At 69.7% G+C, this 21,840-nt stretch carries 22 protein-coding genes; 10 read left to right on the forward strand and 12 right to left on the reverse strand.

Translation table 11 applies throughout. The features are described 5' to 3' along the window. Nucleotides 1-25: 25 nt before the first annotated feature. Nucleotides 26-820, reverse strand: coding sequence for a metal-dependent hydrolase (locus ACWGIH_RS23605; protein WP_453442812.1), 795 nt, complete (start codon nt 818-820; stop codon nt 26-28). Between ACWGIH_RS23605 and ACWGIH_RS23610 the strand changes: the two genes are divergently transcribed. After that, nucleotides 819-3,455: a DEAD/DEAH box helicase gene (locus tag ACWGIH_RS23610; RefSeq protein WP_453442814.1), complete on the forward strand. Its 2,637-nt coding sequence runs from the start codon at nt 819-821 to the stop codon at nt 3,453-3,455. The genes ACWGIH_RS23605 and ACWGIH_RS23610 overlap by 2 nt on opposite strands. A 107-nt stretch (nt 3,456-3,562) precedes the next feature. Beyond that, nucleotides 3,563-4,468 carry an acyl-CoA thioesterase gene (locus ACWGIH_RS23615; RefSeq protein WP_453442816.1) on the forward strand — a complete coding sequence of 302 codons (906 nt, stop codon included), beginning with the start codon at nt 3,563-3,565 and terminating at the stop codon, nt 4,466-4,468. Nucleotides 4,469-4,497: 29 nt separating this feature from the next. Here the strand turns inward: ACWGIH_RS23615 and ACWGIH_RS23620 are convergent, their stop codons facing one another. Together ACWGIH_RS23620 and ACWGIH_RS23625 are read right to left on the reverse strand one after the other, a co-directional pair. Continuing rightward, nucleotides 4,498-6,663, reverse strand: coding sequence for an MMPL family transporter (locus tag ACWGIH_RS23620; protein WP_453442818.1), 2,166 nt, complete (start codon nt 6,661-6,663; stop codon nt 4,498-4,500). A 267-nt stretch (nt 6,664-6,930) separates the two neighbouring features. Further along, nucleotides 6,931-7,938, reverse strand: coding sequence for a glycosyl hydrolase (locus ACWGIH_RS23625; RefSeq protein WP_453442820.1), 1,008 nt, complete (start codon nt 7,936-7,938; stop codon nt 6,931-6,933). Between the two features lie 257 nt (nt 7,939-8,195). Here ACWGIH_RS23625 and ACWGIH_RS23630 point away from each other — a divergent pair, with 257 nt between their 5' ends. The 3 genes from ACWGIH_RS23630 (at nt 8,196) to ACWGIH_RS23640 (ending at nt 9,970) form a co-directional block, all read left to right on the forward strand. After that, nucleotides 8,196-8,342, forward strand: a complete 147-nt coding sequence (locus ACWGIH_RS23630; RefSeq protein WP_453442822.1) for a hypothetical protein — start codon at nt 8,196-8,198, stop codon at nt 8,340-8,342. Then, on the forward strand, nt 8,339-9,367 hold the full coding sequence (locus tag ACWGIH_RS23635; RefSeq protein ID WP_453442824.1) for a LacI family DNA-binding transcriptional regulator: 1,029 nt from the start codon (nt 8,339-8,341) through the stop codon (nt 9,365-9,367). The genes ACWGIH_RS23630 and ACWGIH_RS23635 overlap by 4 nt, the downstream gene beginning before the upstream one ends. A 90-nt stretch (nt 9,368-9,457) precedes the next feature. Further along, the gene (locus ACWGIH_RS23640) at nt 9,458-9,970 is read left to right on the forward strand and encodes a tetratricopeptide repeat protein (RefSeq protein WP_453442825.1); all 513 of its coding nucleotides are present in this window, start codon (nt 9,458-9,460) and stop codon (nt 9,968-9,970) included. A gap of 66 nt (nt 9,971-10,036) precedes the next feature. On the opposite strand, the gene ACWGIH_RS23645 is transcribed toward ACWGIH_RS23640, so the two are convergent. Both ACWGIH_RS23645 and ACWGIH_RS23650 read right to left on the reverse strand, forming a co-directional pair. Beyond that, the gene (locus tag ACWGIH_RS23645) at nt 10,037-11,098 is read right to left on the reverse strand and encodes a DUF6397 family protein (RefSeq protein WP_453442827.1); all 1,062 of its coding nucleotides are present in this window, start codon (nt 11,096-11,098) and stop codon (nt 10,037-10,039) included. Nucleotides 11,099-11,207: 109 nt separating this feature from the next. After that, a complete protein-coding gene (locus tag ACWGIH_RS23650; protein WP_453442829.1) occupies nt 11,208-11,621 on the reverse strand; it encodes a roadblock/LC7 domain-containing protein in 414 nt (137 codons plus the stop codon). A gap of 93 nt (nt 11,622-11,714) precedes the next feature. Between ACWGIH_RS23650 and ACWGIH_RS23655 the strand changes: the two genes are divergently transcribed. Next, nucleotides 11,715-12,143 (forward strand): PPOX class F420-dependent oxidoreductase, encoded by a 429-nt coding sequence (locus ACWGIH_RS23655; RefSeq protein ID WP_453442831.1) that lies wholly within the window; start codon nt 11,715-11,717, stop codon nt 12,141-12,143. Between the two features lie 21 nt (nt 12,144-12,164). Here ACWGIH_RS23655 and ACWGIH_RS23660 read toward each other — a convergent pair whose 3' ends face one another. The 5 genes from ACWGIH_RS23660 to ACWGIH_RS23680 all read right to left on the reverse strand — a co-directional run bounded on the left by ACWGIH_RS23660 (nt 12,165) and on the right by ACWGIH_RS23680 (nt 17,001). Continuing rightward, the gene (locus ACWGIH_RS23660) at nt 12,165-12,770 is read right to left on the reverse strand and encodes a GTP-binding protein (RefSeq protein WP_363205958.1); all 606 of its coding nucleotides are present in this window, start codon (nt 12,768-12,770) and stop codon (nt 12,165-12,167) included. Next, on the reverse strand, nt 12,751-13,164 hold the full coding sequence (locus ACWGIH_RS23665; protein WP_453442833.1) for a DUF742 domain-containing protein: 414 nt from the start codon (nt 13,162-13,164) through the stop codon (nt 12,751-12,753). The genes ACWGIH_RS23660 and ACWGIH_RS23665 overlap by 20 nt, the downstream gene beginning before the upstream one ends. 19 nt (nt 13,165-13,183) lie before the next feature. Then, entirely contained in the window at nt 13,184-13,618 is a 435-nt protein-coding gene (locus ACWGIH_RS23670; protein WP_453442835.1) for a roadblock/LC7 domain-containing protein, read from the reverse strand. Then, nucleotides 13,615-16,164 (reverse strand): sensor histidine kinase, encoded by a 2,550-nt coding sequence (locus ACWGIH_RS23675; RefSeq protein WP_453442836.1) that lies wholly within the window; start codon nt 16,162-16,164, stop codon nt 13,615-13,617. Before ACWGIH_RS23675 ends, ACWGIH_RS23670 begins: the two co-directional genes overlap by 4 nt. Before the next feature lie 63 nt (nt 16,165-16,227). Beyond that, nucleotides 16,228-17,001, reverse strand: coding sequence for an MHYT domain-containing protein (locus ACWGIH_RS23680; RefSeq protein ID WP_453442838.1), 774 nt, complete (start codon nt 16,999-17,001; stop codon nt 16,228-16,230). A gap of 151 nt (nt 17,002-17,152) precedes the next feature. On the opposite strand from ACWGIH_RS23680, the gene ACWGIH_RS23685 reads away from it, so the two are divergent. Beyond that, the gene (locus ACWGIH_RS23685; protein WP_453442840.1) at nt 17,153-17,752 is read left to right on the forward strand and encodes a class I SAM-dependent methyltransferase; all 600 of its coding nucleotides are present in this window, start codon (nt 17,153-17,155) and stop codon (nt 17,750-17,752) included. A gap of 20 nt (nt 17,753-17,772) precedes the next feature. On the opposite strand, the gene ACWGIH_RS23690 is transcribed toward ACWGIH_RS23685, so the two are convergent. Then, complete coding sequence (locus ACWGIH_RS23690) at nt 17,773-18,528, reverse strand: alpha/beta fold hydrolase (protein ID WP_453442841.1); 756 nt, start codon at nt 18,526-18,528, stop codon at nt 17,773-17,775. A gap of 103 nt (nt 18,529-18,631) precedes the next feature. Here ACWGIH_RS23690 and ACWGIH_RS23695 point away from each other — a divergent pair, with 103 nt between their 5' ends. Next, a complete protein-coding gene (locus ACWGIH_RS23695; protein WP_453442843.1) occupies nt 18,632-19,153 on the forward strand; it encodes a PadR family transcriptional regulator in 522 nt (173 codons plus the stop codon). Here ACWGIH_RS23695 and ACWGIH_RS23700 read toward each other — a convergent pair. Continuing rightward, nucleotides 19,142-20,047: an oxygenase MpaB family protein gene (locus ACWGIH_RS23700; RefSeq protein ID WP_453442845.1), complete on the reverse strand. Its 906-nt coding sequence runs from the start codon at nt 20,045-20,047 to the stop codon at nt 19,142-19,144. The two genes, ACWGIH_RS23695 and ACWGIH_RS23700, sit on opposite strands and share 12 nt — an antisense overlap. A gap of 100 nt (nt 20,048-20,147) precedes the next feature. Between ACWGIH_RS23700 and ACWGIH_RS23705 the strand changes: the two genes are divergently transcribed. Continuing rightward, a complete protein-coding gene (locus tag ACWGIH_RS23705) occupies nt 20,148-20,432 on the forward strand; it encodes a hypothetical protein (protein ID WP_453442846.1) in 285 nt (94 codons plus the stop codon). Between the two features lie 491 nt (nt 20,433-20,923). After that, nucleotides 20,924-21,808 (forward strand): hypothetical protein, encoded by an 885-nt coding sequence (locus ACWGIH_RS23710; RefSeq protein ID WP_453442847.1) that lies wholly within the window; start codon nt 20,924-20,926, stop codon nt 21,806-21,808. The last annotated feature ends 32 nt before the right edge of the window (nt 21,809-21,840 follow it).

The raw sequence follows: 21,840 nt of genomic DNA on the forward strand, positions 1-21,840 counted from the left end.
GGGCGCGCCCGGATGGGATCCGCCCTCAGATGTAATTGAGGGCGGCCGCCCCGCCCACTCCCCCGAGGAGCATGAACGCCGGCATCAGGACCTTCAGCTCGACCCAGCTGCCCGCCCGGAACCGCATCAGCTTCGGCGGTCCGATGGGATACCAGCGCTTGCGGCCGATGGGGATGGGCCACAGGATCGGGCAGCCGGAGACGGTGAGCGCGTCCCCGATGTCGTGCACCAGTGCGCCGAGCACGATCGGAAGACCCAGCCACAGGTACTCCTGGCCCGGCGCGGTGAACAGCCAGTCCGCGCCGTTGCCGGGCTTGTCCAGGACGCCGGCGAGGATCCAGGCACTCGTCGCGGCGAGCAGCCACACAAGGACGTCGCTGCTCGACCCGCGCGCGGCCCGCCACAGCAGACCCTCGATGGCAAGCACCATATGGACGAAGAGCAGCGCGAGGACCGCCCAGCGGCCGCCGAAGATGGCGAGAGCGGAGGCTCCCGCGCCGATGAGGACGGCCCACAGCCAGGTGTGCGTGAGGGTGCGGTGGCCGCCGGCGCGGCGCGGGTCGCCCTGCTTGCGGGTCGCCTTGTAGACGGCGGCCGACAGCTTGTCGACGATCTCGCACAGGCCTCGGGAGACGGGTCCGAAGGCTCGCGAGATGGTCGCCGACTTGTGGTCCAGGTCGGGTGCGAGCGCGGCCCCGGCACAGATCAAGGCTCCGGCGAGGAGGACCGGCCAGGGCATCGTGTGCCCGGCGGCCGCCGCGGCCGCTCCGACGCCGAGCCAGGCCGCAGCCCCCGACAGTGAGTGTGCCGGACCCATCATGGCTGTTGCCCGCCCCATTTCCGTTGAACTGACGCCCCGTTGGCGACACAGCGTAGCGTTCGTGATCTTCGTGCGGGCCGCCGGTTCCCTGATCGAGGCAGAAGGAAGGCAAGATGGGGGTGTGACACTCATTGATCAGCTGCCGCCGGATGCCGACCCCGATGCCCTCTTCGAAGCCTTCTCCTCGTGGGCCGAGGAGACGGGGATCACTCTCTATCCGGCTCAGGAGGAGGCGCTGATCGAGGTGGTCTCCGGAGCCAACGTGATCTTGTCCACGCCGACGGGCTCCGGAAAGAGCCTGGTCGCGGCGGGCGCGCACTTCACGGCGCTGGCCCAGGACAAGGTCACCTTCTACACGGCTCCGATCAAGGCGCTGGTGTCGGAGAAGTTCTTCGACCTGTGCAAGCTCTTCGGCACCGAGAACGTCGGCATGCTGACCGGTGACGCGTCCGTGAACTCCGACGCCCCGGTCATCTGCTGCACGGCCGAGGTCCTCGCGTCGATCGCGCTGCGCGACGGCAAGCACGCCGACATCGGCCAGGTCGTGATGGACGAGTTCCACTTCTACGCGGAGGGGGACCGCGGCTGGGCCTGGCAGATCCCGATCCTCGAACTGCCGCAGGCCCAGTTCATCCTCATGTCCGCGACGCTCGGCGACGTCTCGATGTTCGAGAAGGACCTGACGCGCCGCACGGGACGCCCCACCTCCGTGGTCCGCTCCGCGACCCGCCCCGTCCCCCTCTCGTACGAGTACCGCCTGACGCCCATCACGGAGACGCTCACCGAGCTCCTCGAGACCAAGCAGGCGCCGGTCTACATCGTGCACTTCACGCAGGCACAGGCCGTCGAGCGCGCCCAGTCGCTGATGAGCATCAACATGTGCACCCGCGAGGAGAAGGACAAGATCGCCGAGCTGATCGGCAACTTCCGCTTCACCACCAAGTTCGGCCGCAACCTCTCCCGCTACGTGCGCCATGGCATCGGCGTGCACCACGCGGGCATGCTGCCCAAGTACCGGCGGCTCGTGGAGAAGCTGGCGCAGGCCGGTCTGCTGAAGGTCATCTGCGGCACGGACACCCTCGGCGTCGGCGTGAACGTCCCGATCCGCACCGTGCTGTTCACCGCCCTCACCAAGTACGACGGCACGCGCGTACGCACCCTGCGCGCCCGGGAGTTCCACCAGATCGCGGGCCGCGCGGGACGTGCGGGCTTCGATACGGCGGGCCTGGTCGTGGCACAGGCGCCCGAGCACGTCATCGAGAACGAGAAGGCGCTCAACAAGGCGGGCGACGACCCGAAGAAGCGCCGCAAGGTGGTGCGCAAGAAGGCCCCCGAGGGCTTCGTGGGATGGACCGAGTCCGGCTTCGAGAAGCTCATCGCCTCCGAGCCCGAGCCGCTGACCTCCCGCTTCCGCGTCACGCACACCATGCTCCTGGCGGTGATCGCCCGCCCGGGCAACGCCTTCGAGGCGATGCGTCACCTCCTCGAGGACAACCACGAGCCGCGCAAGCAGCAGCTGCGCCACATCCGCCGCGCCATCGCCATCTACCGTTCGCTGCTCGACGGCGGTGTGGTCGAGAAGCTCGACGAGCCGGACGCCTCGGGCCGCATCGTGCGTCTGACGGTCGACCTGCAGCAGGACTTCGCGCTCAACCAGCCGCTGTCGACGTTCGCCCTGGCCGCCTTCGACCTGCTCGACCAGGAATCCCCCTCGTACGCCCTGGACATGGTGTCCGTCGTCGAGTCCACCCTGGACGACCCGCGCCAGATCCTCGCCGCCCAGCAGAACAAGGCGCGCGGGGAGGCCGTCGCACTGATGAAGGCGGACGGCGTCGAGTACGAGGACCGCATGGAGCGGCTCCAGGACGTCACCTATCCCAAGCCCCTGGAAGAGCTGCTCTTCCACGCGTACAACACCTATAAGACGAGCCACCCGTGGGTCGGCGACCACCCGCTCTCCCCCAAGTCCGTGATCCGCGACATGTACGAACGGGCGCTGTCCTTCACGGAGTTCACGTCCTTCTACGAGCTCGCCCGCACCGAGGGCATCGTCCTTCGCTATCTCGCGAGCGCGTACAAGGCACTTGAGCACACCATCCCGGACGACCTGAAGTCCGAGGACCTGGAGGACCTCATCGCCTGGCTCGGCGAGATGGTCCGCCAGGTCGACTCCAGCCTCCTCGACGAGTGGGAGCAGCTCGCCAACCCCGAGGTGATGACCGCCGAGGAGGCCCAGGAGCGCGCCGACCAGGTGAAGCCGGTCACCGCCAACGCCCGGGCCTTCCGTGTCCTGGTCCGCAACGCGCTCTTCCGCCGCGTCGAGCTCGCCGCGCTCGACCACGTCGAGGAGCTGGGCGAACTGGACGCCGACTCCGGCTGGGACGCCGACGCCTGGGGCGCGGCCATGGACAAGTACTGGGACGAGTACGAGGATCTCGGCACCGGCCCCGACGCACGCGGCCCCAAGCTGCTGCTCATCGAGGAAGACCCGGAGCACGGTCTGTGGCGCGTCCGGCAGACGTTCGCCGACCCGAACGGCGACCATGACTGGGGCATCAGCGCGGAGGTCGATCTCGCGGCCTCCGACGAGGAGGGCCGCGCCGTCGTCCGCGTCACGGACGTCGGCCAGCTCTGACGGCTGTCGGCAGGCACCTGCTGAGCACTGCCACCTGACCACTGACCGCTGACCGCTGACCGCTGACCGCCCCGAGCTTCCCCCCGGACAGGAGTCGAGTAACCGCCATGAACAATCCCGCCGACCGTCTTGTCGACGTGCTGGACCTGGAGCAGATCGAGGTCAACATCTTCCGTGGCCGCAGCCCGCAGGAGTCCCTGCAGCGGGTCTTCGGCGGGCAGGTCGCCGGGCAGGCCCTGGTGGCCGCGGGGCGCACCACCGAGGGCGAGCGCCCGGTGCACTCGCTGCACGCCTACTTCCTGCGGCCCGGCCGTCCCGGCGTGCCGATCGTGTACCAGGTCGAGCGGGTGCGGGACGGGCGTTCCTTCACCACCCGCCGGGTGACCGCGGTCCAGCAGGGCCGCACCATCTTCAACCTCACGGCTTCCTTCCATCAGCCCGAGGAAGGGGCCTTCGAGCACCAGTTGCCGCCGCGCATCACGGCTCCCGACCCCGAGACGCTGCCGACGGTCGCGCAGGAGATCACCGAGCATCTGGGCGAGCTCCCCGAGCAGCTGGAGCGCATGGCCAGGCGCCAGCCCTTCGACATCCGCTACGTGGACCGGCTGCGCTGGACCGCCGAGGAGATCAAGGACGCCGAGCCGCGCAGCGCGGTCTGGATGCGCGCGGTCGGCCCGCTCGGCGACGACCCCCTCGTCCACACCTGCGCGCTGACGTACGCGAGCGACATGACGCTCCTGGACGCCGTCCGCATCCCGGTGGAACCCCTGTGGGGCCCGCGCGGCTTCGACATGGCCTCCCTTGACCACGCCATGTGGTTCCACCGCCCCTTCCGCGCGGACGAGTGGTTCCTGTACGACCAGGAGTCGCCGATCGCGACGGGCGGCCGCGGTCTGGCACGCGGCCGCATCTACGACATCGAGGGCAGGCTGCTGGTCTCGGTCGTCCAGGAGGGTCTCTTCCGGGCCTACGGTGAGCGCCACATGGACGGCCGGCCCTCCACGGGGGCGTGAGGACCTCCGCGGAGGCATGAGCGCCCGCCTCAGTCGGGCTTGCTGACCGGTGGTGCGGCCTGGCTCCCGCCCTCGGCATCGATGTGCGGGAGCAGCCGGTCCATCCAACGCGGTGCCCACCAGGCGGATGTGCCCAGGAGCGTCATCACCGCGGGCACCAGCAGCAGCCGGACCACGGTGGCGTCGATGAGCACGCTGGCCGCGAGGCCGAGCCCCAGCATCTTCACCACGATGTTGTCGCTGATGATGAACGCGGCGAAGACGCTCACCATGATCAGTGCGGCACAGGTGATGACCCTTGCGGTGATCTCCAGGGCGTGGGCGACGCTCGCCCTGGCGTCCCGGGTGCGCAGCCACGCCTCGTGGACCCGGGACAGCAGGAAGATCTCGTAGTCCATGCTCAGACCGAAGACGATCGCGAACATCATCATCGGTACGTAGCTCTCGATCGGGACCTTCCCCGATACCCCGAGCGCCGGTCCGCCCCAGCCCCACTGGAAGACGGCCACCACCACCCCGTACGAGGCGGCGATCGACAGGACGTTGAGCACCGCGGCCTTGACCGCGACGAGCAGGCCGCGGAACACGACGAGGATCACGAGGAAGGCGAGCGCCACCACCACCGCGATGATCAGTGGCAGCTTCTTGGAGACGATCTCCAGGAAGTCGGCCTGCGCGGCGGTCGTCCCCGTGACGTACGTGCTCGCCTTCGTCCCCGAGACCGCCTGTGGGAGCACGTCGTCGCTCAGATCCTTGTGCAGATCGGTGGTCCGCTGGTCCTGCGGGGCAGCCACGGAGTACGCCGTGGAGATCAGGACGTCGCCGTCCGACGTGGCATCGAGCGGTGTGATGGCGGCCGCGTCGGGCACGTCGTCGAGGGCCTTCTGCGCCTGGGTCTTCAGTGCCGCCCTGTCCGACTGAGGTACGTCGCTCTGGTCGATGACAAGGGTCATCGGGCCGTTCGAGCCGGGTCCGAACGCGGAGGACATCAGGTCGAAGGCGCGCCGGTCGGTGAAGGACTTCGGGTCGGCCCCGTCACCGATGTGCCCGAGCTGGATGGAGAAGACCGGGACGGACAGGACGGCGAGCACGACGGCGCCGCCGACGAGGAACCACCAGGGCCGCCGCTCCACGCGCTGCGCGTAGCGATGCCAGCCGCCCTGGTCCGTGGCCCCCGGCCCGGTGCTCGTCTCGGCGATCGGGGTCCGCACCCGCAGCTTGTCGATGCGGCGCCCGATCAGGCCGAGGAGGGCTGGCACCAAGGTCAGCGCGCCGAGTACCGCCGTGACGACGGTGACCGCGGCGGCCAGGCCCAGCTTGCCGATGAACGAGATCCCGGACACCCACAGCCCGGACAGGGCGATGATCACCGTGCATCCGGAGACCAGGACCGCCCGGCCGCTGGTCGCCGTCGCGTGCCCCGCGGCCGTGACGGGGTCCTTGGTGAGGAGATTCTGCCGGTGGCGGGTGACCAGGAAGAGGGCGTAGTCGATCCCGACGCCGAGCCCGATCATCGTGGCCAGCGTCGGTGACACGGTGGCGAAGGTGAACGCCGCCGCGAGCAGGCCCAGGCAGGCGAGGCCGCACAACACGCTGACCAGCGCCGTCACCAGAGGCATCAGTGCGGCGAGCACGCTGCCGAAGCCGACCAGCAGGACCACGATCGCCACACCGAACCCGATGGCCTCACTCGTGCGGTCGTCCGCCTCGGGGCGGGCGAGCTCGCCCAGCGGACCTCCGTACTCCACCTCCACACCGGTGGAACGCAGCGGCTGCACCGCCTTGTCGACGCCGTTCAGATAGTCGTCGCCGAGGGTGGAGGGCTGCACGTCGAAGCGGACGGTGATGTAGCCCGTCTTGCCGTCGGAGGACAGCGGTCCCAGGTTCGGCGTACCGGCGGGCTGCTGCTGTGCGGGCAGCGGGCTCTGCGCGGACAGCACGTGCGGAAGCTTCTGCAGACTGCTGACCGCCGAGCTGACCTGGTCGCTCTCGTCACTGAGGGGCTTGGCCGAGTCGTGCAGGACGACCTGGGCGCTGTAACCGCCGGCCGCGGGCTCGTGTGCCTTGAGCACGTCGAGGCCTTCCTGCGACGCGGTGCCGGGAAGGGAGAAGTCGTCGGAGTACGCACCGCCGTAGGCGTGGTTCAGGACCTGCAGCCCGACCAGCGCGGCAAGCCACACGACAATGACGGTCACGCAGTGGTGCGCACACCACTGCCCGATCCCCCGGAGCCGTCCTCGCCGGGGCGGTGAGGCACTCGACCGGGACGATGAGGCGCCCGACCGGGACGATGAGGCGCTCGGCCGTGGCTCGCTCGGCCCGTGTGACTCAGACATGCTTGCTCCCGGAGGCATAGGTCACTCCGGATTCAACGCAACGTCAGCGCACCCGGCACCCGGGGTCGGCGAAACGGGTGACGGCCCCTCGTACCCGCGGGAGAGAGCGTGAGGGGCCGCATGTGCCTAGGTCGGGGCGCCGGCCCGGGCGGCCGGGAGCTTCACCTCACCTTGGTTGAGTACGCGCGGGTGGAAGTAGCAGGCCTGGATCTCGGCGTTGGTGTTGCTCCCCTTCAGCTGCTCCGACCAGATCATGAAGTACGACCAACGGGTCTGGCTGTTCAGCAGGGTGGAACTGGGGACCTTGCCCATCTCCGCGAGGGCGATCGGCTTGCTGCCCGCGATGCTCTGCAGTTGTTGGTAGTCGGCGGAGCTCGGGTAGTTCTTGTACCAGACGTCGAGCGAGGCGACATCGACGTAGCTGTTCCCCGGGTAGTAGCTGGCCCAGCCTCCCTCCGGGTTGTCCTGGACGTTCCACACCCAGATGAGGTTGTTCAGGCCCTTGCCCGTGAGGTAGTCGTGGGTGATCCGGTAGAGCTGCGCGCCTCCGTTCGCACCCGGACGCTTGCCCCACCAGTTCCACTGCTCGTTCATCTCGTGCAACGGCCGGAACAGCACGGGAACGCCTGCCGCCTTCAGCTGCTGCAAGTACGGGACGACCTCGTCGAGACGGCGCTTCCAGGCGTTGTTCAGCGCCGTGCCGTCGGTGACCACCTGCGAGAACTGGGCGTCGGTGATGCGCGACTTGACGCCGCCCTCGAACTCGCAGGAGCTGCCCATCGTCGGCGGACAGACGTGCCAGGTCAGCGCCACGAGCGAGCCGTTGGCCCACTCCGTCTTCGCCTGGTCGATCACCCGCTGCCGGTTGGCGACGTCCTCGGCCCGGAACATCAGGTCCCCGCCCCACAGGCCCGGATACTGCCCGGTGACGTCCTTGACCTGCTGGGTGTACTGGCCCGGATTGCTCGCGGGCTCCTTGTTGTGCTGACCGGACACGATGTTCGAACCCGAGATGGAACGCAGGTAGTTGATCACCTGCTGCTTGGAACTGCTCGGGAACGCCTGGGCGTCGGGGGTGAGGCACAGCGCCAGAAGCGCCGCCGCGAGAAACGCGGTGATGCGTTTTCTGTGCATGGGAAAGCCCCTCTGTCGGGGACGCGAGACCGGAGCGGCCCGCGGTCGACCGCACACTCTGCCCATCGGAAATAACGTTGTCTAGATGTGTGTCTAATTAAGCAAAGGTTCAGTAACGCGCCATGAATGCGGTGCCATTTCAAGCGAAGAGAAACTGAACCGGTCTATGGACGAGGTCTGGAATCCTGTCTAGGTTGTGTGCCAAGGTCAGCGGACCGCGTCCGGGCCGCCCGCAACTCCCCCGAAGGACACGGCAGATGACACGCAGAACCGCCATCGCCCTCGTCGGCACCCTCTCCCTGTCCGCCGTCGCGACCAGGTACGGCCAGGTCGGCGATGCGAGCGCCGACGATCCCAAGCCACCGACGGTGCTCGCGCAGTACTTCAAAGCGGAGCCCGCATGACGGAGCGAAGACTGACCATCCGGGACGTCGCGGCCCGCGCCGGGGTCTCGCGAGCGGCCGTATCGCTGGCGTTCAACAACAAACCAGGGGTGTCCGAGGCGACCCGCACCCGGATCCTGGAGGTCGCCCGTTCGATGGGCTGGGAGCCGAACCGCTCGGCTCGGGCGCTCAACATGCAGGGCACGGGCACGATCGGGCTCGCGATCAGCCGCCCCGCACGTCAACTGGGCCTCGAACCCTTCTACATGGAGTTCATCTCCGGCCTGGAGAGCGTCCTTTCCGAACAGTCCAGCGCCCTGCTCCTGCGCCTGGTGAAAAGCCCGGACGAGGAGATCGAACTCCAGCGTCACTGGTGGCGGTCGGGGCAGATCGCCGGCTCCGTCCTGGTCGACTTCCGTGAGCACGACCCCCGCGTCCCCGTCCTCTCGCAGCTCGGGATGCCCGTGGTTGCCGTCGCCCACCCCTCGCTGACGGGGCCCTTCACCTCGCTGTGGACCGACGACACCACGGCCGTCACCGAAGCAGTGCGGTATCTCGCGGCGTTGGGACACCGCTCCATCGCCCGGGTCGGCGGCACCGCCGAGTTGGGGCACAGCGTGATCCGCCGCGCCGCCTTCACCTCGGCCATGGCCGACCTCCGGCTGCCGGAGGGTCGTCAGCTGGCCACGGACTTCTCCGGAGAGGCAGGGGCCCGAGCGACACGCTCGCTGCTCACCGCGGCGGAGCGGCCCACCTCGATCATTTACGACAACGATCTGATGGCCGTGGCCGGTCTGTCCGTCGCCGCCGAGATGGGCCTGCGGGTCCCCGCCGACATCTCCCTGCTCGCCTGGGACGACTCGCAGTTGTGCAAGCTGACCCACCCGACGCTCTCCGCGATGAGCCATGACATCTACGCCTTCGGAGCGGATGTGGCCCGTTCCCTTTATGAGGTCCTGTCCGGCCGGCGCGTCGCGCCTCACCAGGTGCCCACGCCCGCCCTCACGCCACGAGGGTCCACGGGCCCGCCACCGAAACGCCCATAGGCGGCGCATCCATGTGCGGCAGAATGACATCGATGCCTCCGATCTTTCGGTCAAGGCTTAGAGAGAGCTAGAGAGAGGGACGGGGCATTGATGAAGGACGAGGACCCGGCCGCGCACCGCGACCGCCTGCTCGCCGAGGCCATTGGGCTCCGCGAGGAGGGCCGCCGCGAGGAAGCCCGGCAGCAACTGCTCGCCTTGTGCGAGCAGTTCCCCCTGGACGCGGAAGTGGCGTACCAGACCGCGTGGGTGCACGACGCACTCGGCCTGGAGGCCGAGGCCGTACCGCACTACGTGCGCGCGGTCGAGGAGCCGGGCCTCTCCCCCGATGACCGCCGGGGCGCACTCCTGGGTCTGGGCAGCACCTACCGCGTCCTGGGCCGGTATCCGGAGGCCGTCGCGACCTTGGGGGACGCGGCAGCCGAATTCCCGGATGACGCAGCCCTCAAGACCTTCCTGGCCATGGCTTTCTACAACACCGGCCGGGCACACGACGCGATGGAGATCCTGCTGACCCTGCTCGCCACCACGAGCCAGGACCCGGGCATCGCCACGTACCGTCCCGCGATCGAGCACTACGCCAAGGACCTCGACGCCACCATGTAGCGGCGCGCTCCGCACGGGGCCTGTCTCCAGCAGGCCCGCGTGGGCTACGTCCCCCAGCGGCTGTGACTACGCTCCCCTGCGGCGCATCCACTTGAGCAGGCCTCGTGGCTCCGGCGCCCGCTCTCTCCTGCCTTCCGCGGGCAGCGTGGCTGGCGGGGCCTCGATGTGGTGCGGCGCGGACACTGGCGCGTGGTGCATCGCCGGGTCGTGCGGGCTTGGCTCGGCAGCGAGCTCTGCCTGTGGGCCAGGGACGGCGCCCGCCGTGGCACCGGGCCCAAGCTTCGGTGCGGGGCGCGGCGCCGGGCGCCGGCCCCTGGCCTGGGAGAGGCCGATGGTGAGATTGGCCCGGAGCCAGCGGATCTCGTCGGGATGGTCCGCGGTCATGATCTTGTAGATGATCCGTCCTGCCGGTGACTCCGGTACGCCCCGGCCGAGGGGGTCAGGCATGAGGCTTCGTACATAGGCGCGTTCGTACGGATCCCGGATGATCTCCACGATCTGGACCGGGTCGAGCAGCGAGGCCACGGCCGCGGCGCGCTCCCAGGGGTCGTCCGACTGGCCAAGCAGCGCCCCCGCGTGGCGGCCCCGCCAGTTCCGTGCCCGTAGGTCGACGCCCGCCTCCAGTTGGGCGCGGATCGTGCCGGGGGCTCGACCGGTGAGCAGTGCGGCGTTGACCTCGGATTCCGCGAAGTGCTTCAGCTCTTCTGCCAGATACAGCCAGACCACCGCTCGATAACGGTTGAGATAGAACTTCACCGGGGTGACGAAACCGGCGCGGGTGAGTCGGGTGAACCGGGCCGTGGAGATGCCCATGAGGGCGGCGCCCTCAGTGGTGCCCACGGCTCTGATGCGCTCCAGCCATGCCTCCGGGAATCCGTCCCCGGCACGGACGCGCTCGATCTCCTCGCATGTGACGCGGCGACGCCCACCAACCGTGTCGGCGACGGTGCGGACGCGTCCCAGCATCACGGCGAGCTCGAACTCGCCGCGTTTGAGCCCCAGTTCTCGTGCTGCCCGACTCAGCCCGACCGAGCTCTGTGCCGCCGTGGCAGCGGGCTCGCCGGTCTCCGCGGTCTCACCGGCCGCGGCGGTCTCGGCGGTCTCCTGCGTGATCGTGTGACCTGTCATGGTGGTTCTCCCCCGTGAGGCGTCTTTGCTCTCGGGAAAACCGTAGCGCGATCACCGCGATCCGCGCCGAGCCTGTGGATAACTCTCGACGCATCGACATTTCAGCAGGTCAGAGGTCTACAACCGGTGTTCGCTCCGGCTGCCGGGCGCCCACGCCGAGGTGCTCGCCGACGCGGTTGACGAGGAGTGTCATCTCGTACGCGACCTGGCCGATGTCCGCCTCCGCGGAGCTGAGGACGCACAGACAACTGCCGTCGCCGGCCGCCGTCACGAACAGCACCGCGTCATCGAACTCGATCATCGTCTGGCGCACGCTGCCCGCGCGGAAATGCCGCCCTGAGCCCTTGGCCAAGCTGTGCAGACCCGACGAGACAGCGGCCAGATGTTCCGCGTCCTCGCGCTTGAGATCCGAGCTCGCGCCGGTCACCAGGCCGTCGTTGGACAGCACCAGCGCGTGCCGTACGGGCTCCATACGCTTGGTCAAGTCGTCGAGCAGCCAACCGAGGCCCGTGTTCTGCACCATGTTCCCGTCTCCCCGCCTTCTGTTCCCCCTGGCCGGAGGAACTGACCTGCCAGCCTTCCCCACCATCGGCCCTCCGGCAAGCATGATGGGGACATGGCACAGAAGATGACCGAGGACCAGTGGCGGGCTTTCGTCTCGCACGGCACACGTACCGGCAAACTGTCGACCGTCCGAGCGGATGGCAGCCCCCATATCGCACCGATCTGGTTCTTGTTGGACGGGGACGAGGTGGTGTTCAACACCGGGGCACAGACCGTCAAGGGGCGGAATCTGGCGCGAGACGGGCGTGTCGCCCTTTGTGTGGACGACGACAGGCCTCCCTTCACGTTCGTGATCCTGCAGGGGCAGGCGCGGCTGAGCGACGATCCCGACGAGGTGCGGCACTGGGCTGGCCGGCTCGGCGCCCGTTACATGGGCGAGGGGCGCGCCGAAGAGTTCGGCGAACGCAACGGCGTGCCCGGTGAGCTGCTCGTGCGCGTCAAGATCGACAAGGTGATCGCGCAGGGCGCGGTCGCCGACTGACGTCCTCTCGGGCGTCTGACCTCAGCCCACCGTGTCGAGCAGCCGGGCGGTATGCATCCGTCCGGCGTACTCGACCAGGCGTATCAGCACCTCCTTTCCCGAATCGCGGTCCCGTGCGTCGCACAGCACCACAGGGGTGCCGCGGTCGAGGTCCAGGGCCCGTGACACTTCGTGGGCACCGTACGTACGCGCGGCCGCGAAGCAGTTGACGGCCACCACGAACGGGATGTGCCGGTGCTCGAAGTAGTCGACGGCGGGGAAGCAGTCCTCGAGCCGCCGGGTGTCCGCGAGGACGACGGCTCCTAGGGCGCCCTGGGACAACTCGTCCCACAGGAACCAGAAACGGTCCTGCCCCGGCGTACCGAAGAGGTACAGCGACAGGCCGGACCTGATGGTGATGCGGCCGAAGTCCATGGCGACGGTCGTCGTGGTCTTGCGGTCGACTCCGCCGGTGTCGTCCACCGACTGGCCCGCCTCGCTGAGGAGTTCCTCGGTGCGCAGCGGGCGGATCTCGCTGACCGCGCCGACCAGGGTGGTCTTGCCCACCCCGAAGCCGCCCGCGACCAGAATCTTCAACGCCATGGCGGTCGTGTCGCCGCCGTCGGCGTCAGAGTGCTCGGAGCCCATCGATCACCTCTCGCAGGATTTTCTCGTCGGGTAGCTGTGCGGGGGGCACGGGTCGGTTCACCTTCACGCAGCCCATTTCCAGCAGGTCACCGAGCAGCACCCTGACCACGCCGACGGGCAGGTCGGCGTCGGCCGCCAGTTCGGCCACCGACTGGGTCTCGGTGCGGCACAGTTCGATGAGCGACCGGTGTTCCGGGCCGAGCGTGGTGTCGTCCCCGGGGCCCGGTGCGTTCGCGTCCAGTGCGACGAGTGCGATCAGGTCGAAGCGCACTCCGCTGGGGCCCGGTTGGGTCCGCCCGCCGGTCATCGCGTAGGGACGGACCAGTGGTCCGGCCTCGTTGTCGTACCACTGGCTGCCCGCGTCGCGCGGGACGGCGCTCTTGTCCTCGGTCATCCGCGTGGGCCGTCCTGCGTCATCCGGCGGCCGGCGGCTGCGCCGCGAAGCGTGGCGGGGTGTGCAGATGCTCGCCCACGCGTTTGACGAGGCGTGCCATCTCGTAGGCGACGAGGCCGATGTCGGCGGTCACGGAGCTGAGTACGGCGAGGCATGAGCCGTCGCCCGCCGCTGCCACGAACAGGAAGCCGTCGTCCATCTCCACCATGGTCTGGCGCACTCCCCCCGCTCCGAAGTGCCGGCCCGCCCCCTTGGCGAGGCTGTGGAACCCGGAGGCGACCGCGGCCAGGTGTTCGGCGTCCTCGCGGGTGAGGGCGGTCGAGGCGCCGACGGCGAGTCCGTCGTTGGAGAGCACCACGGCGTGCCGTACCTCTCCGACGCGCAGCACCAAGTCATCGAGCAGCCAGTCGAGTTCGCCGGTCCTGCCGGCCGTGATGCTCTGATCCTGGATCATGGGTGGTCTCCTTCGGTGCTGTCTCTGGCCGGGGCGGGCCCTGGGATGTCGGGGACCGCGCCGACGATCCCGGGCCTGCGGCCGCCGCCGCGGGCCCAGCCGTCGCGGTAGGCGGACATGCGGTCCCGTACGTCTTCGGGGCTGCGTTCGGTGTCTTCTCGGACGCTCACAGACCCGGCCGCCGCGTCGCGCGGGCGTTCGCGCAGCTGGGGGGCCAGGCTGGCCTGGCGTACCCGGCGCGGGAGATCGTCCGAAGGTTCCGGGGCGTTGTCGGGTTCCGGTGCCGGGGGCTTGTGCGGGTGCAGGGCCGTGACGCCGGGAGGTGTCGCCGTCGGGTTGTCCGAGGGGGCCAGAGCGGGGCGGGCGGCCGGGGCCGGCACGGAGTTGCCGTTCAGCGGGGCGGCGTCGGGCACGCGTGCGTGCGCGTTCAGTTCGCGGTCACGTTCCATGGTGTGATCTCCGGGACTCTCCGACGTGGTGCTCTGCAGTAGTGCGGTGGGCAGGAGAACGACCGCGGTGGTGCCGCCGTAGGGGGACGTGCGCAGGTGCACTTTGATGGCGTGGCGTGCGGCGAGCCTGCTGACGACGAAGAGCCCCAGTTGGTCGCTGTCGAAGAGGTCGAGCGCTTCGGACTGCTCGATGCGGCGGTTGGCCTCGGCCAGGGCCTCCGTGCCCATGCCCAGGCCACGGTCCTCGACCTCCAGGGCGTAGCCGTTGCCGACCGGTTCGCCGGTGACGCGTACTTTGGTGTGCGGCGGCGAGAACTGGGCGGCGTTCTCGACGAGTTCGGCCAGGAGATGGGTGAGGTCGGCGACGGCGGTCCCGAGGACAGCGGCAGCGGGGAGTTGTCGTACCTCCACGCGCGCGTAGTCCTCGACTTCGGAGACGGCCGCTCGGACGACGTTCGTCAAGGACACGGGCAGGCGCCAGGCGCGCCCCGGCGCGGCTCCGGAGAGGATGATCAGGCTTTCGGCGTGTCGCCTCATGCGGGTGGTGAGGTGGTCGAGTCGGAAGAGGTCGCTGAGTTCGTTCGGGTCGTCCGCCCTGCGCTCCATGCCGTCGAGGAGGCTGAGCTGGCGGTGGACGAGGACCTGGCTCCTGCGGGCGAGATTGACGAAGACACCCGAGATGCCGCTGGCGAGTTCGGCGCGCTCGATGGCGGCGTGCAGGGCCGCCCGGTGCACCGTGCCGAGCGCTTCGTAGACCTGTCCCGTCTCGTCCTCCGCGGGCGGTCCCGGGGGTGCTTCGGCGTGAATGTCGATCTCCTCGCCGGCGCGCAGCCTCCGCATGGCGTGCGGGAGTTTGTGGCGGGCGATCTCCAGGGCGCCGTTGCGCAGGCTCACCAGCTCGACGACCAGGCCGCGCCCGATGCGTACGGAGATGACCAGTGAGGCGGCGACGGCGACGAGCCCGAGCAGCACGGCGGCACCTGCCGCCGTGAGCAGCCCGCGGGTCAGGGGGTCGGCCCGGCCGGCGGAGTCGCGGTTGGCGCCCGCCTCGATCGCGCGCAGCTCATCGCGTACCGCCGCGTGGGAGTTGTCCCACTTGGCGGCCGATGCCGCGTCGGCGGCTTTGCGGCCCGGTGGTGCGAGGAGCACCTTGTCCTCCACGGCGCGTACGTCGGCGTACGCGCTCCCCTCCGCGACGTCCCGCCAGGCTGCCCGTTCGGACCCGCGCAGGTCCGAGACCGCGGCCTCGGTCAGGGTGCGCCGGGTGTCGACGGCTCCGGTGAACTGGCGCAGTCGCTCACCGTCGAGGGACCCGTCGAGCCGGGCGCTGGACAGGACGGCGTCCTCGCGTGCCAGCATCTCGGCGGCCCGGGCGAATTCGAGCAGCACGCGCGCGTCGGAGCCGAGTTCGGCGTCCTGGACGCCGGTGAGTGCGCCGCCGACCCCGAAGGCGGCCGAGATGGTCTTCGTGTACTGACCATAGGTCGCGTCCCAGCCCGTGCGGCCGTCGATCACGTCGGCCCGTAGGGCGTTCAGGTTCTCGGCGACGGTGACAAAGGATGCGAGCCTGGATGCCACGCCGGTGGGCAGATCGGCGCCGTCGGCGACCGTCAGGTCCTCGCCGCGGCGCAGCTTTGCGATCGCGCGGTCCGTGCGCTCCGCACGCCTCTTGAGTTCGCTGCCGCCGTCGGGTGCGGGCCGGGTCGCGTAGCGCACCGCTGTCACGCGCTCTGCCTGTAGCGCGGCGATGGCCGTGTCGACGGGACCGCGGACCTCTGTGTCGACGCGCTGCAACTGCCTCAGGTGCGCGACGTCTTGGGCCGTGCTGACCGTGGCGTATCCCCACAGCCCGATCAGGGAGACGACCGGCACCATCAGCAGGCAGACGATCTTGGCTCGTACGGTACGAGGGCGTGGCCACCACGTGCGGTCTCGTGATGCCGGGGTCGTCGGCGGGCCGGGGTCCAGGGGGGCGTCCGTGTCGGGCCGCTCGTCGGCGGGCGGCCCCGCGTGTGCGCGCCGACCGCGTGCCGGGGCGCCGGTCGTCGGCGGCGATGTGCCGTCGCTCGCGTCAGGGGTCCTACGGGGTGTAGGCATGGCCTCCTCGCTCGGAGAGATGTCGGGTGTGTCCGCCCGTCCGTGACCGGCCCGGATGCGCCGCTATCCGGCGGCACCCTCCACCGGCCGCTGGGCCGCCACGGAGGCCTCGCGCTCCCCTGAGGTCGGGGAGAGCGCGACAAAAGCTGAGGTCAGGAAGAGATAGGACCCGAGGCCGACCGCCAGGGGGAAGATGAACTGCATGGTCGTCGCGCCGGACAGTGCGACGCCGGATTCGGTGACCCGCACGCTCACGGCCAGCATGCCGGTGTAGTGCATGCTGCTCACCGCTCCGCCCATGACAAGTGACGCGACGGCGACGGCGAGAGGTGACTTGATGTTGAGCGCCGCCCACAGGGCCGCAGTCGCGGCGACCACGGCGATGACCACGGAGAGGCCGACCAGCACGGGGTCGTAGCGCACATCTCCGTGCAGCCGCAGCGCGGCCATGCCCAGGTAATGCATGGACGCCACGCCGAGCCCGGTGGTGAGTCCGCCGAGCGCGAGCGCGCGTCCGCGGTTGCGGCCGTAACCGACGGCGAAGACCCCGACTCCGACGACGGCCATCGCCACGACGAGGCTCAGGATGGTCAGGGGCACGTTGTAGTGGATCTCCGTGCCGGTGACGCCGAAGCCGAGCATGGCCACGAAGTGCATCGTCCAGATGCCCGCGCCGATGGCGGAGGCCGCGGTGATGAGCCAGTTGCGGCGTGACGTGCCCGTGGCGCCGAGCGCGCGGACGGTGCAGCGCAGCCCGAGAGCGGCGCCGATACAGGCCATCGCGTACGACAGCACGGGGGTCAGCCAGCCGAAGGTGGCGTGGTCCAGGTGTCCCATGGCTCCGGGACGCTAGTCCGAACAGGGGCGCACAACGGGGGCGCAGTTCGAAAGGTGTTCAAAGATGACAGAGAGAGGGCCCTGAACGATCGCGTGACGCTCGAACGTGTGCCCCCGACGCGCATGACGGTCGTTGCGTAATCATGGCCACATGAGCGATGACCACACGCGCGTCCGTGAATTCTTTTCCGCCAGAGCGGCCGACTGGGACAGCCGCTTCCCCGACGACGGCCCCGCCTACCGGGCCGCCGCGGCCGAGCTCGGCCTGCGCCCCGGCGGCCGTGTCCTCGACGCCGGGTGCGGCACCGGACGCGCCCTGCCCGCGCTGAGGGAGGTCGTGGGGCCCGCGGGAGTCGTGCTCGGGGCGGATCTGACGCCTGCCATGCTGGAGGCCGCCACACGGGCGGGCAGGGACCGAGAAGGGCAACTCCTGCTCGCGGACGTGTCCCGGCTCCCGGTGCGCGACGCGTCGCTCGATGCCGTGTTCGGCGCGGGCTTGATCTCCCACCTTGCCGATCCGGGCAAGAACCTGCGGGAGTTGAGGCGTGTGGTGCGTACCGGAGGGGTCCTCGCCCTCTTCCATCCCATTGGCCGGGCTGCGCTCGCGGCGCGGCAGGGCCGCCAGATCACGCAGGACGATCTGCGTGCCGAGGCCAACCTCCGCCCGCTGCTCGCCGGTGCCGGCTGGGTGCTGACCTCCTACGTCGACGAGGACGCGCGGTTCCTCGCCCTGGCCGTACGAGAGGACTAGGGGCAGGGCGCGTCGGACTGTCAGCGGCCTCCGGCGATGGCCGCGGCGAACACCTCCGGGTTGTCGAACATGACGTTGTGCCCCGCTCCCGGCACGGTCACGATCTTCACCCCGGAGGACGTCAGCTCCTCTTCCCCCGCGAGTTCACCGCTCCGCGCACCCTGCAAGTAGACACGCTCGACGGGCAGTTCCATGAGCATCGCGCGCATCGTCGGCCGCGTTCCCCTCACCAGACCACTCGCGCTGCGGTGCAGGGCACGGGGGTCGGCCAGCCGCATGGTCGCCGCCCACAAGGGGCCGACCTTGTCGAGCACGCGCGCGTGGCCGTCGGCGACGTAATCCTCTTCTTCGTAGGCCGCGATGCCGCTGCTGCCCGCGGCCGCGGGCGGATTGGGGTCGAGGTTCGCCTCGGTGAGCACCAGCCGGGACACCAGGTCGCCGCGTCGGTGTGCGAGCACGATGGCGACGGAGCCGCCCATGCTGTGCGCGACGATCTCCGCGCCGGTCACCTTGGCCGCGTCGAGCGCCGCGGCCAAGGCGTCCGCGTGGTCCTCCAGGGAGTACCCGAAATCCGCGGGGCGGTCGCTGATGCCGTGGCCCGGCAGATCGACGAAGAGCGAGCGGCGTCCGCTCAGCTCGTCTCTGGCCGCGATGTGAGCGTGGTAGACCGACGACGCCGCGCCGAGCCCGTGCACGTACACCCGGGCCGGTCCGGATCCTTCGCTCTCCGTCCATCGGACACAGCTGCCCTGCGCGTCGAACCGTGCCTGTCGCATCGCCACTCCCCTGGCTCGCCCACTCCTACTTCGGTAGGAGAATACATCGTCACCGATGTATTGCGAGTGAGAGGTACACCGCGAGTGCGGCAGAATGCACGGCATGCTCGAACTGGCCATCCTCGGATTCCTCTACGACACGCCCCTGCACGGCTACGAGCTGCGCAAGCGCATCACCGCCCTGACCGGCCACGTGCGCCCGGTCGCGGAGAGCACGCTGTACCCGGCCATCAAACGACTGGAGAAGGCGGGACTGCTGGCCCGCGAGACACAGCCCGGCTCCGTGGCGGCACCCCGCCATGTCCTGGACCTCACCGCGGAAGGCCGGAGCGAACTGCGGCGCAGGCTCACGCAGCCGCAACAGGCCGACATCACCGATGAGAACCGCTGGTTCACGGTCCTCGCCTTTCTCCGCCACGTCGACGACAAGACGGCACAGGCGGCGGTCCTCGAACGCCGCCTGGCCTTCCTCGAGGAGCCGGCCAGCTTCTTCTACGATGGCGAGCACCCGCTGCGCGCCGAGGATCTGGATGATCCGTTCCGGCGCGGCATCCTCACCATCGCTCGCGCGACGAGCCGTGCCGAACTCGCATGGCTGCGCACGACGTTGGCCTCACTGCGCTGAGGTGGACTCCGACCCGCCACTGTGCGGCACCGGACAGCCGCGGACGCCGGGCACGGGGAAGGTGCCGAGCTCGCCGACCCGGTACCCCTGGGGGTAGCCTCTGATCTCCCAGTTCTGCCGGGCGTAATGCGGTGCGGTGCGGGGCGGCATCAGGCGCACGGTCCGGCCGCGCAGCCGCACCGCGCGCCTGACCACGGTACGGGTGGCGAAACTCGGTGGTTCGTAGCGAAAGGCGCGCAGGAGCGGCTCGTCGAGCAGGGCGAGGGTCGAAGCGCGCAACAAGGGCGCAAGAGGACGCGGATACCAGGAGGCCATGAGGTCGAGGGTCGCGTCGGAGACCTTGCGCGCACCCTCGTCCCACGCGAAGTGCGCCTCCTCGTAGGCATCGAGACACTTCTCGAAGGCTTCGTAGGAGTCCGGGATGTCCTGGATTCCCATGTGCCGCCCCAAGGTGCGGTAGTAGACGGCGGACGCCGTCGTCTCGTGGCGCGACAGCTTGCGCCAGCCGTAGGCGTCGATCCAGCGCTTGGGCATCACCACGAACGTGCACAGCACATAGCGCATGTCTTCATTGCTGATGTCGTAGCTACGGTGCATCTGGTTGATGCGCCGGATCGCAGTGCGGCCCTCGTCCGTGGCGAAGCCGTGCTCCACGACGGTGTCCAGGAGGAGGGCCGTGTCGTCGTACCGCTTCTGCGTACGGTCCGTCAGTTCCGCCGTCTCGGCGAGGAGCCGTCCGATACTGGGAACGGCGTACGTGCGGTAGAGGGCGAGCTCGAGAGCGCGGGCGTAGTCCCAGGGGAATTCGTACGTCGCGGTGAGCCGGTAGATCGTCAGGGCGTCTTGCTCTGGATCGAGACGCCGAATCTCCTTGAGCCGGTCATAGCGCTTCACCGCACGGCCCCCCTTCTGTCGCCGGAGCTCCAACTCTACGTTGGAGTACAACAGATGAGTGATCATCAGCGGCAACCGCAACCGGGGGAAGGTGGCCCACATGCTCGACAAGATTCGCAAGTTGTGGCGCACGGACGAAGCTGTGCGCGGCAAGGAGGAGCGGCGTCGCCCGCACAACCTCTTCGAGGCAGCTGCCGTCTACGTGGCCGCGTCCGCCGACGACGATCAGGACCGCGCGGACGAAGCCGCGGGCTGGGTGTCGCCCGAGGCCCTGTCCTTCGGAGTCAGCGAACTCGCCTGCCGAGCGGTCATCGCCCTCGCCCGGGAGCGCGACGAGTCGCCTGCGGTAGTGGCGCGAACGCTCCTCGGCCTGCCTGCCGCCTGACGTCCGTGTGCGTGGGATCGGGGCAGGCCAGTGCCTCATGGAGGGAGTTGCCTGTCTCGGCCGCGTGCACGAGGCGCTCTCGGACCTCGCGCGGGGTGCGAGGGCGATAGCCGGGGCCGTCGCCGCAGCAGCCCTGCCGGAAGCGGAGTCCGGACAGCAGGACCGCGCTCAAGGCGCGCCAGGCCGCCTTGTCACGGCGCTTGGGCACGGCGAGAGCCGATCCCGCGTTGAGCAACTGGCCCGCACATCGCGGGCAGATGTCGGCACGCACGCGGCCGTAGTCGGCCGGCTTCTTGAAAGAAGCACGGCACGGCAGGCAGACATAGTGCGCACTGGCTCCGGGCATGACACGCACCCTAGGCGACCGTCACGGGCGCACACGAGCGAGTTTCACGCCGCCCGCGAGCACCCTTCCTGGTCACACGCCCCTCGACGATCAACCGGACCTGTGGTTAGGGTGCGCCGACAGATGAAGCGATGGGGAGGCTGGCATGGCCGGAACGGACGACGCTGTCGCCGCCGAGGACGACGCGCTGTACGTGCTGACCGCGGTGCTGCTGACACCCGCGAAATTCCCGAGTGTGCTCGGTGACGACTATCCGGAGGCATGCGCGGCCCTGGGGCTCGCACCACTCGCCACCGGTTACGGCCTGGTGCTCGGCCAGGACGGTGCGGGCGCCCGGTGGACCGTCGTCGTGGACGACGTGTCACTCGTGGCCGTCGCCATCGCCTCCTGGGACTGCGGCATGGAGTACGACCTGTCGCCCGACGAGCGTACGGTGGTCGCCGCGCTGCCCGGCTGGCCGCTGGCGGTCGCCGTCGCGGCGCCCAACGTGCCCGCTCCGCACGATCCCGAGCCCGAGGAAGCGGACCAGAAGCCGCTCTCGCCTCCGCACTCCGACACCTGGGGTCCTGCCCAGCGCCGGCTGGGCGCCGACGAGATCGCGCTCCAGTGGGCGGCGTGGCGCGAGCAGATCGACGACGCCGACTTCCAGGCCGACAGCGCCGATGACGACGCGACGCAGGAGGGCGACGCCGGCCCCGGGAGCGGGGAAGCCCCCGCGGCCGGCGCGGCCGGCGCTGTCGAGGCTGATGCCGCCCAGGCTCCCCTCACCGGCGTGCGTCGCGTGCTGGCCGAAGCGCGGGCGTACGTGAGCACCCCGCCGCCGCTGGGCCGCGTGCGCTCCTCGTTCGCATCCGGCGAGGCACGCATTCTCCGGGCCGACGGTCCTGGCTGGTCGATGGTGGCCAAGACCGACGACATCGCGTTCGTGCTTCTCGACGAGGAGCCGGGCGAGGTGCTGCCGGTGGGGCGCGGTCCCGAACTCCCCTCGCTCCTCGACGCACTCGACAAGATGGCCGTACGCCCCGCCTGATCACCCCGGTCCTTCTGGCCACCTCGATCTTT

It is taken from the genome of Streptomyces sp. NPDC054872, from assembly GCF_053610705.1.

Excerpts from the sequence above, each read along its gene's own strand:
- ACWGIH_RS23610 (WP_453442814.1), top strand. The coding sequence starts at position 819 with ATGGCTGTTGCCCGCCCCATTTCCGTTGAACTGACGCCCCGTTGGCGA.
- ACWGIH_RS23605 (WP_453442812.1), bottom strand. The coding sequence starts at position 820 with ATGATGGGTCCGGCACACTCACTGTCGGGGGCTGCGGCCTGGCTCGGC.
- ACWGIH_RS23615 (WP_453442816.1), top strand. The coding sequence starts at position 3,563 with ATGAACAATCCCGCCGACCGTCTTGTCGACGTGCTGGACCTGGAGCAG.
- ACWGIH_RS23625 (WP_453442820.1), bottom strand. The coding sequence starts at position 7,938 with ATGCACAGAAAACGCATCACCGCGTTTCTCGCGGCGGCGCTTCTGGCG.
- ACWGIH_RS23630 (WP_453442822.1), top strand. The coding sequence starts at position 8,196 with ATGACACGCAGAACCGCCATCGCCCTCGTCGGCACCCTCTCCCTGTCC.
- ACWGIH_RS23635 (WP_453442824.1), top strand. The coding sequence starts at position 8,339 with ATGACGGAGCGAAGACTGACCATCCGGGACGTCGCGGCCCGCGCCGGG.
- ACWGIH_RS23640 (WP_453442825.1), top strand. The coding sequence starts at position 9,458 with ATGAAGGACGAGGACCCGGCCGCGCACCGCGACCGCCTGCTCGCCGAG.
- ACWGIH_RS23645 (WP_453442827.1), bottom strand. The coding sequence starts at position 11,098 with ATGACAGGTCACACGATCACGCAGGAGACCGCCGAGACCGCCGCGGCC.
- ACWGIH_RS23650 (WP_453442829.1), bottom strand. The coding sequence starts at position 11,621 with ATGGTGCAGAACACGGGCCTCGGTTGGCTGCTCGACGACTTGACCAAG.
- ACWGIH_RS23655 (WP_453442831.1), top strand. The coding sequence starts at position 11,715 with ATGGCACAGAAGATGACCGAGGACCAGTGGCGGGCTTTCGTCTCGCAC.
- ACWGIH_RS23660 (WP_363205958.1), bottom strand. The coding sequence starts at position 12,770 with ATGGGCTCCGAGCACTCTGACGCCGACGGCGGCGACACGACCGCCATG.
- ACWGIH_RS23665 (WP_453442833.1), bottom strand. The coding sequence starts at position 13,164 with ATGACCGAGGACAAGAGCGCCGTCCCGCGCGACGCGGGCAGCCAGTGG.
- ACWGIH_RS23670 (WP_453442835.1), bottom strand. The coding sequence starts at position 13,618 with ATGATCCAGGATCAGAGCATCACGGCCGGCAGGACCGGCGAACTCGAC.
- ACWGIH_RS23675 (WP_453442836.1), bottom strand. The coding sequence starts at position 16,164 with ATGCCTACACCCCGTAGGACCCCTGACGCGAGCGACGGCACATCGCCG.
- ACWGIH_RS23680 (WP_453442838.1), bottom strand. The coding sequence starts at position 17,001 with ATGGGACACCTGGACCACGCCACCTTCGGCTGGCTGACCCCCGTGCTG.
- ACWGIH_RS23685 (WP_453442840.1), top strand. The coding sequence starts at position 17,153 with ATGAGCGATGACCACACGCGCGTCCGTGAATTCTTTTCCGCCAGAGCG.
- ACWGIH_RS23690 (WP_453442841.1), bottom strand. The coding sequence starts at position 18,528 with ATGCGACAGGCACGGTTCGACGCGCAGGGCAGCTGTGTCCGATGGACG.
- ACWGIH_RS23695 (WP_453442843.1), top strand. The coding sequence starts at position 18,632 with ATGCTCGAACTGGCCATCCTCGGATTCCTCTACGACACGCCCCTGCAC.
- ACWGIH_RS23705 (WP_453442846.1), top strand. The coding sequence starts at position 20,148 with ATGCTCGACAAGATTCGCAAGTTGTGGCGCACGGACGAAGCTGTGCGC.
- ACWGIH_RS23710 (WP_453442847.1), top strand. The coding sequence starts at position 20,924 with ATGGCCGGAACGGACGACGCTGTCGCCGCCGAGGACGACGCGCTGTAC.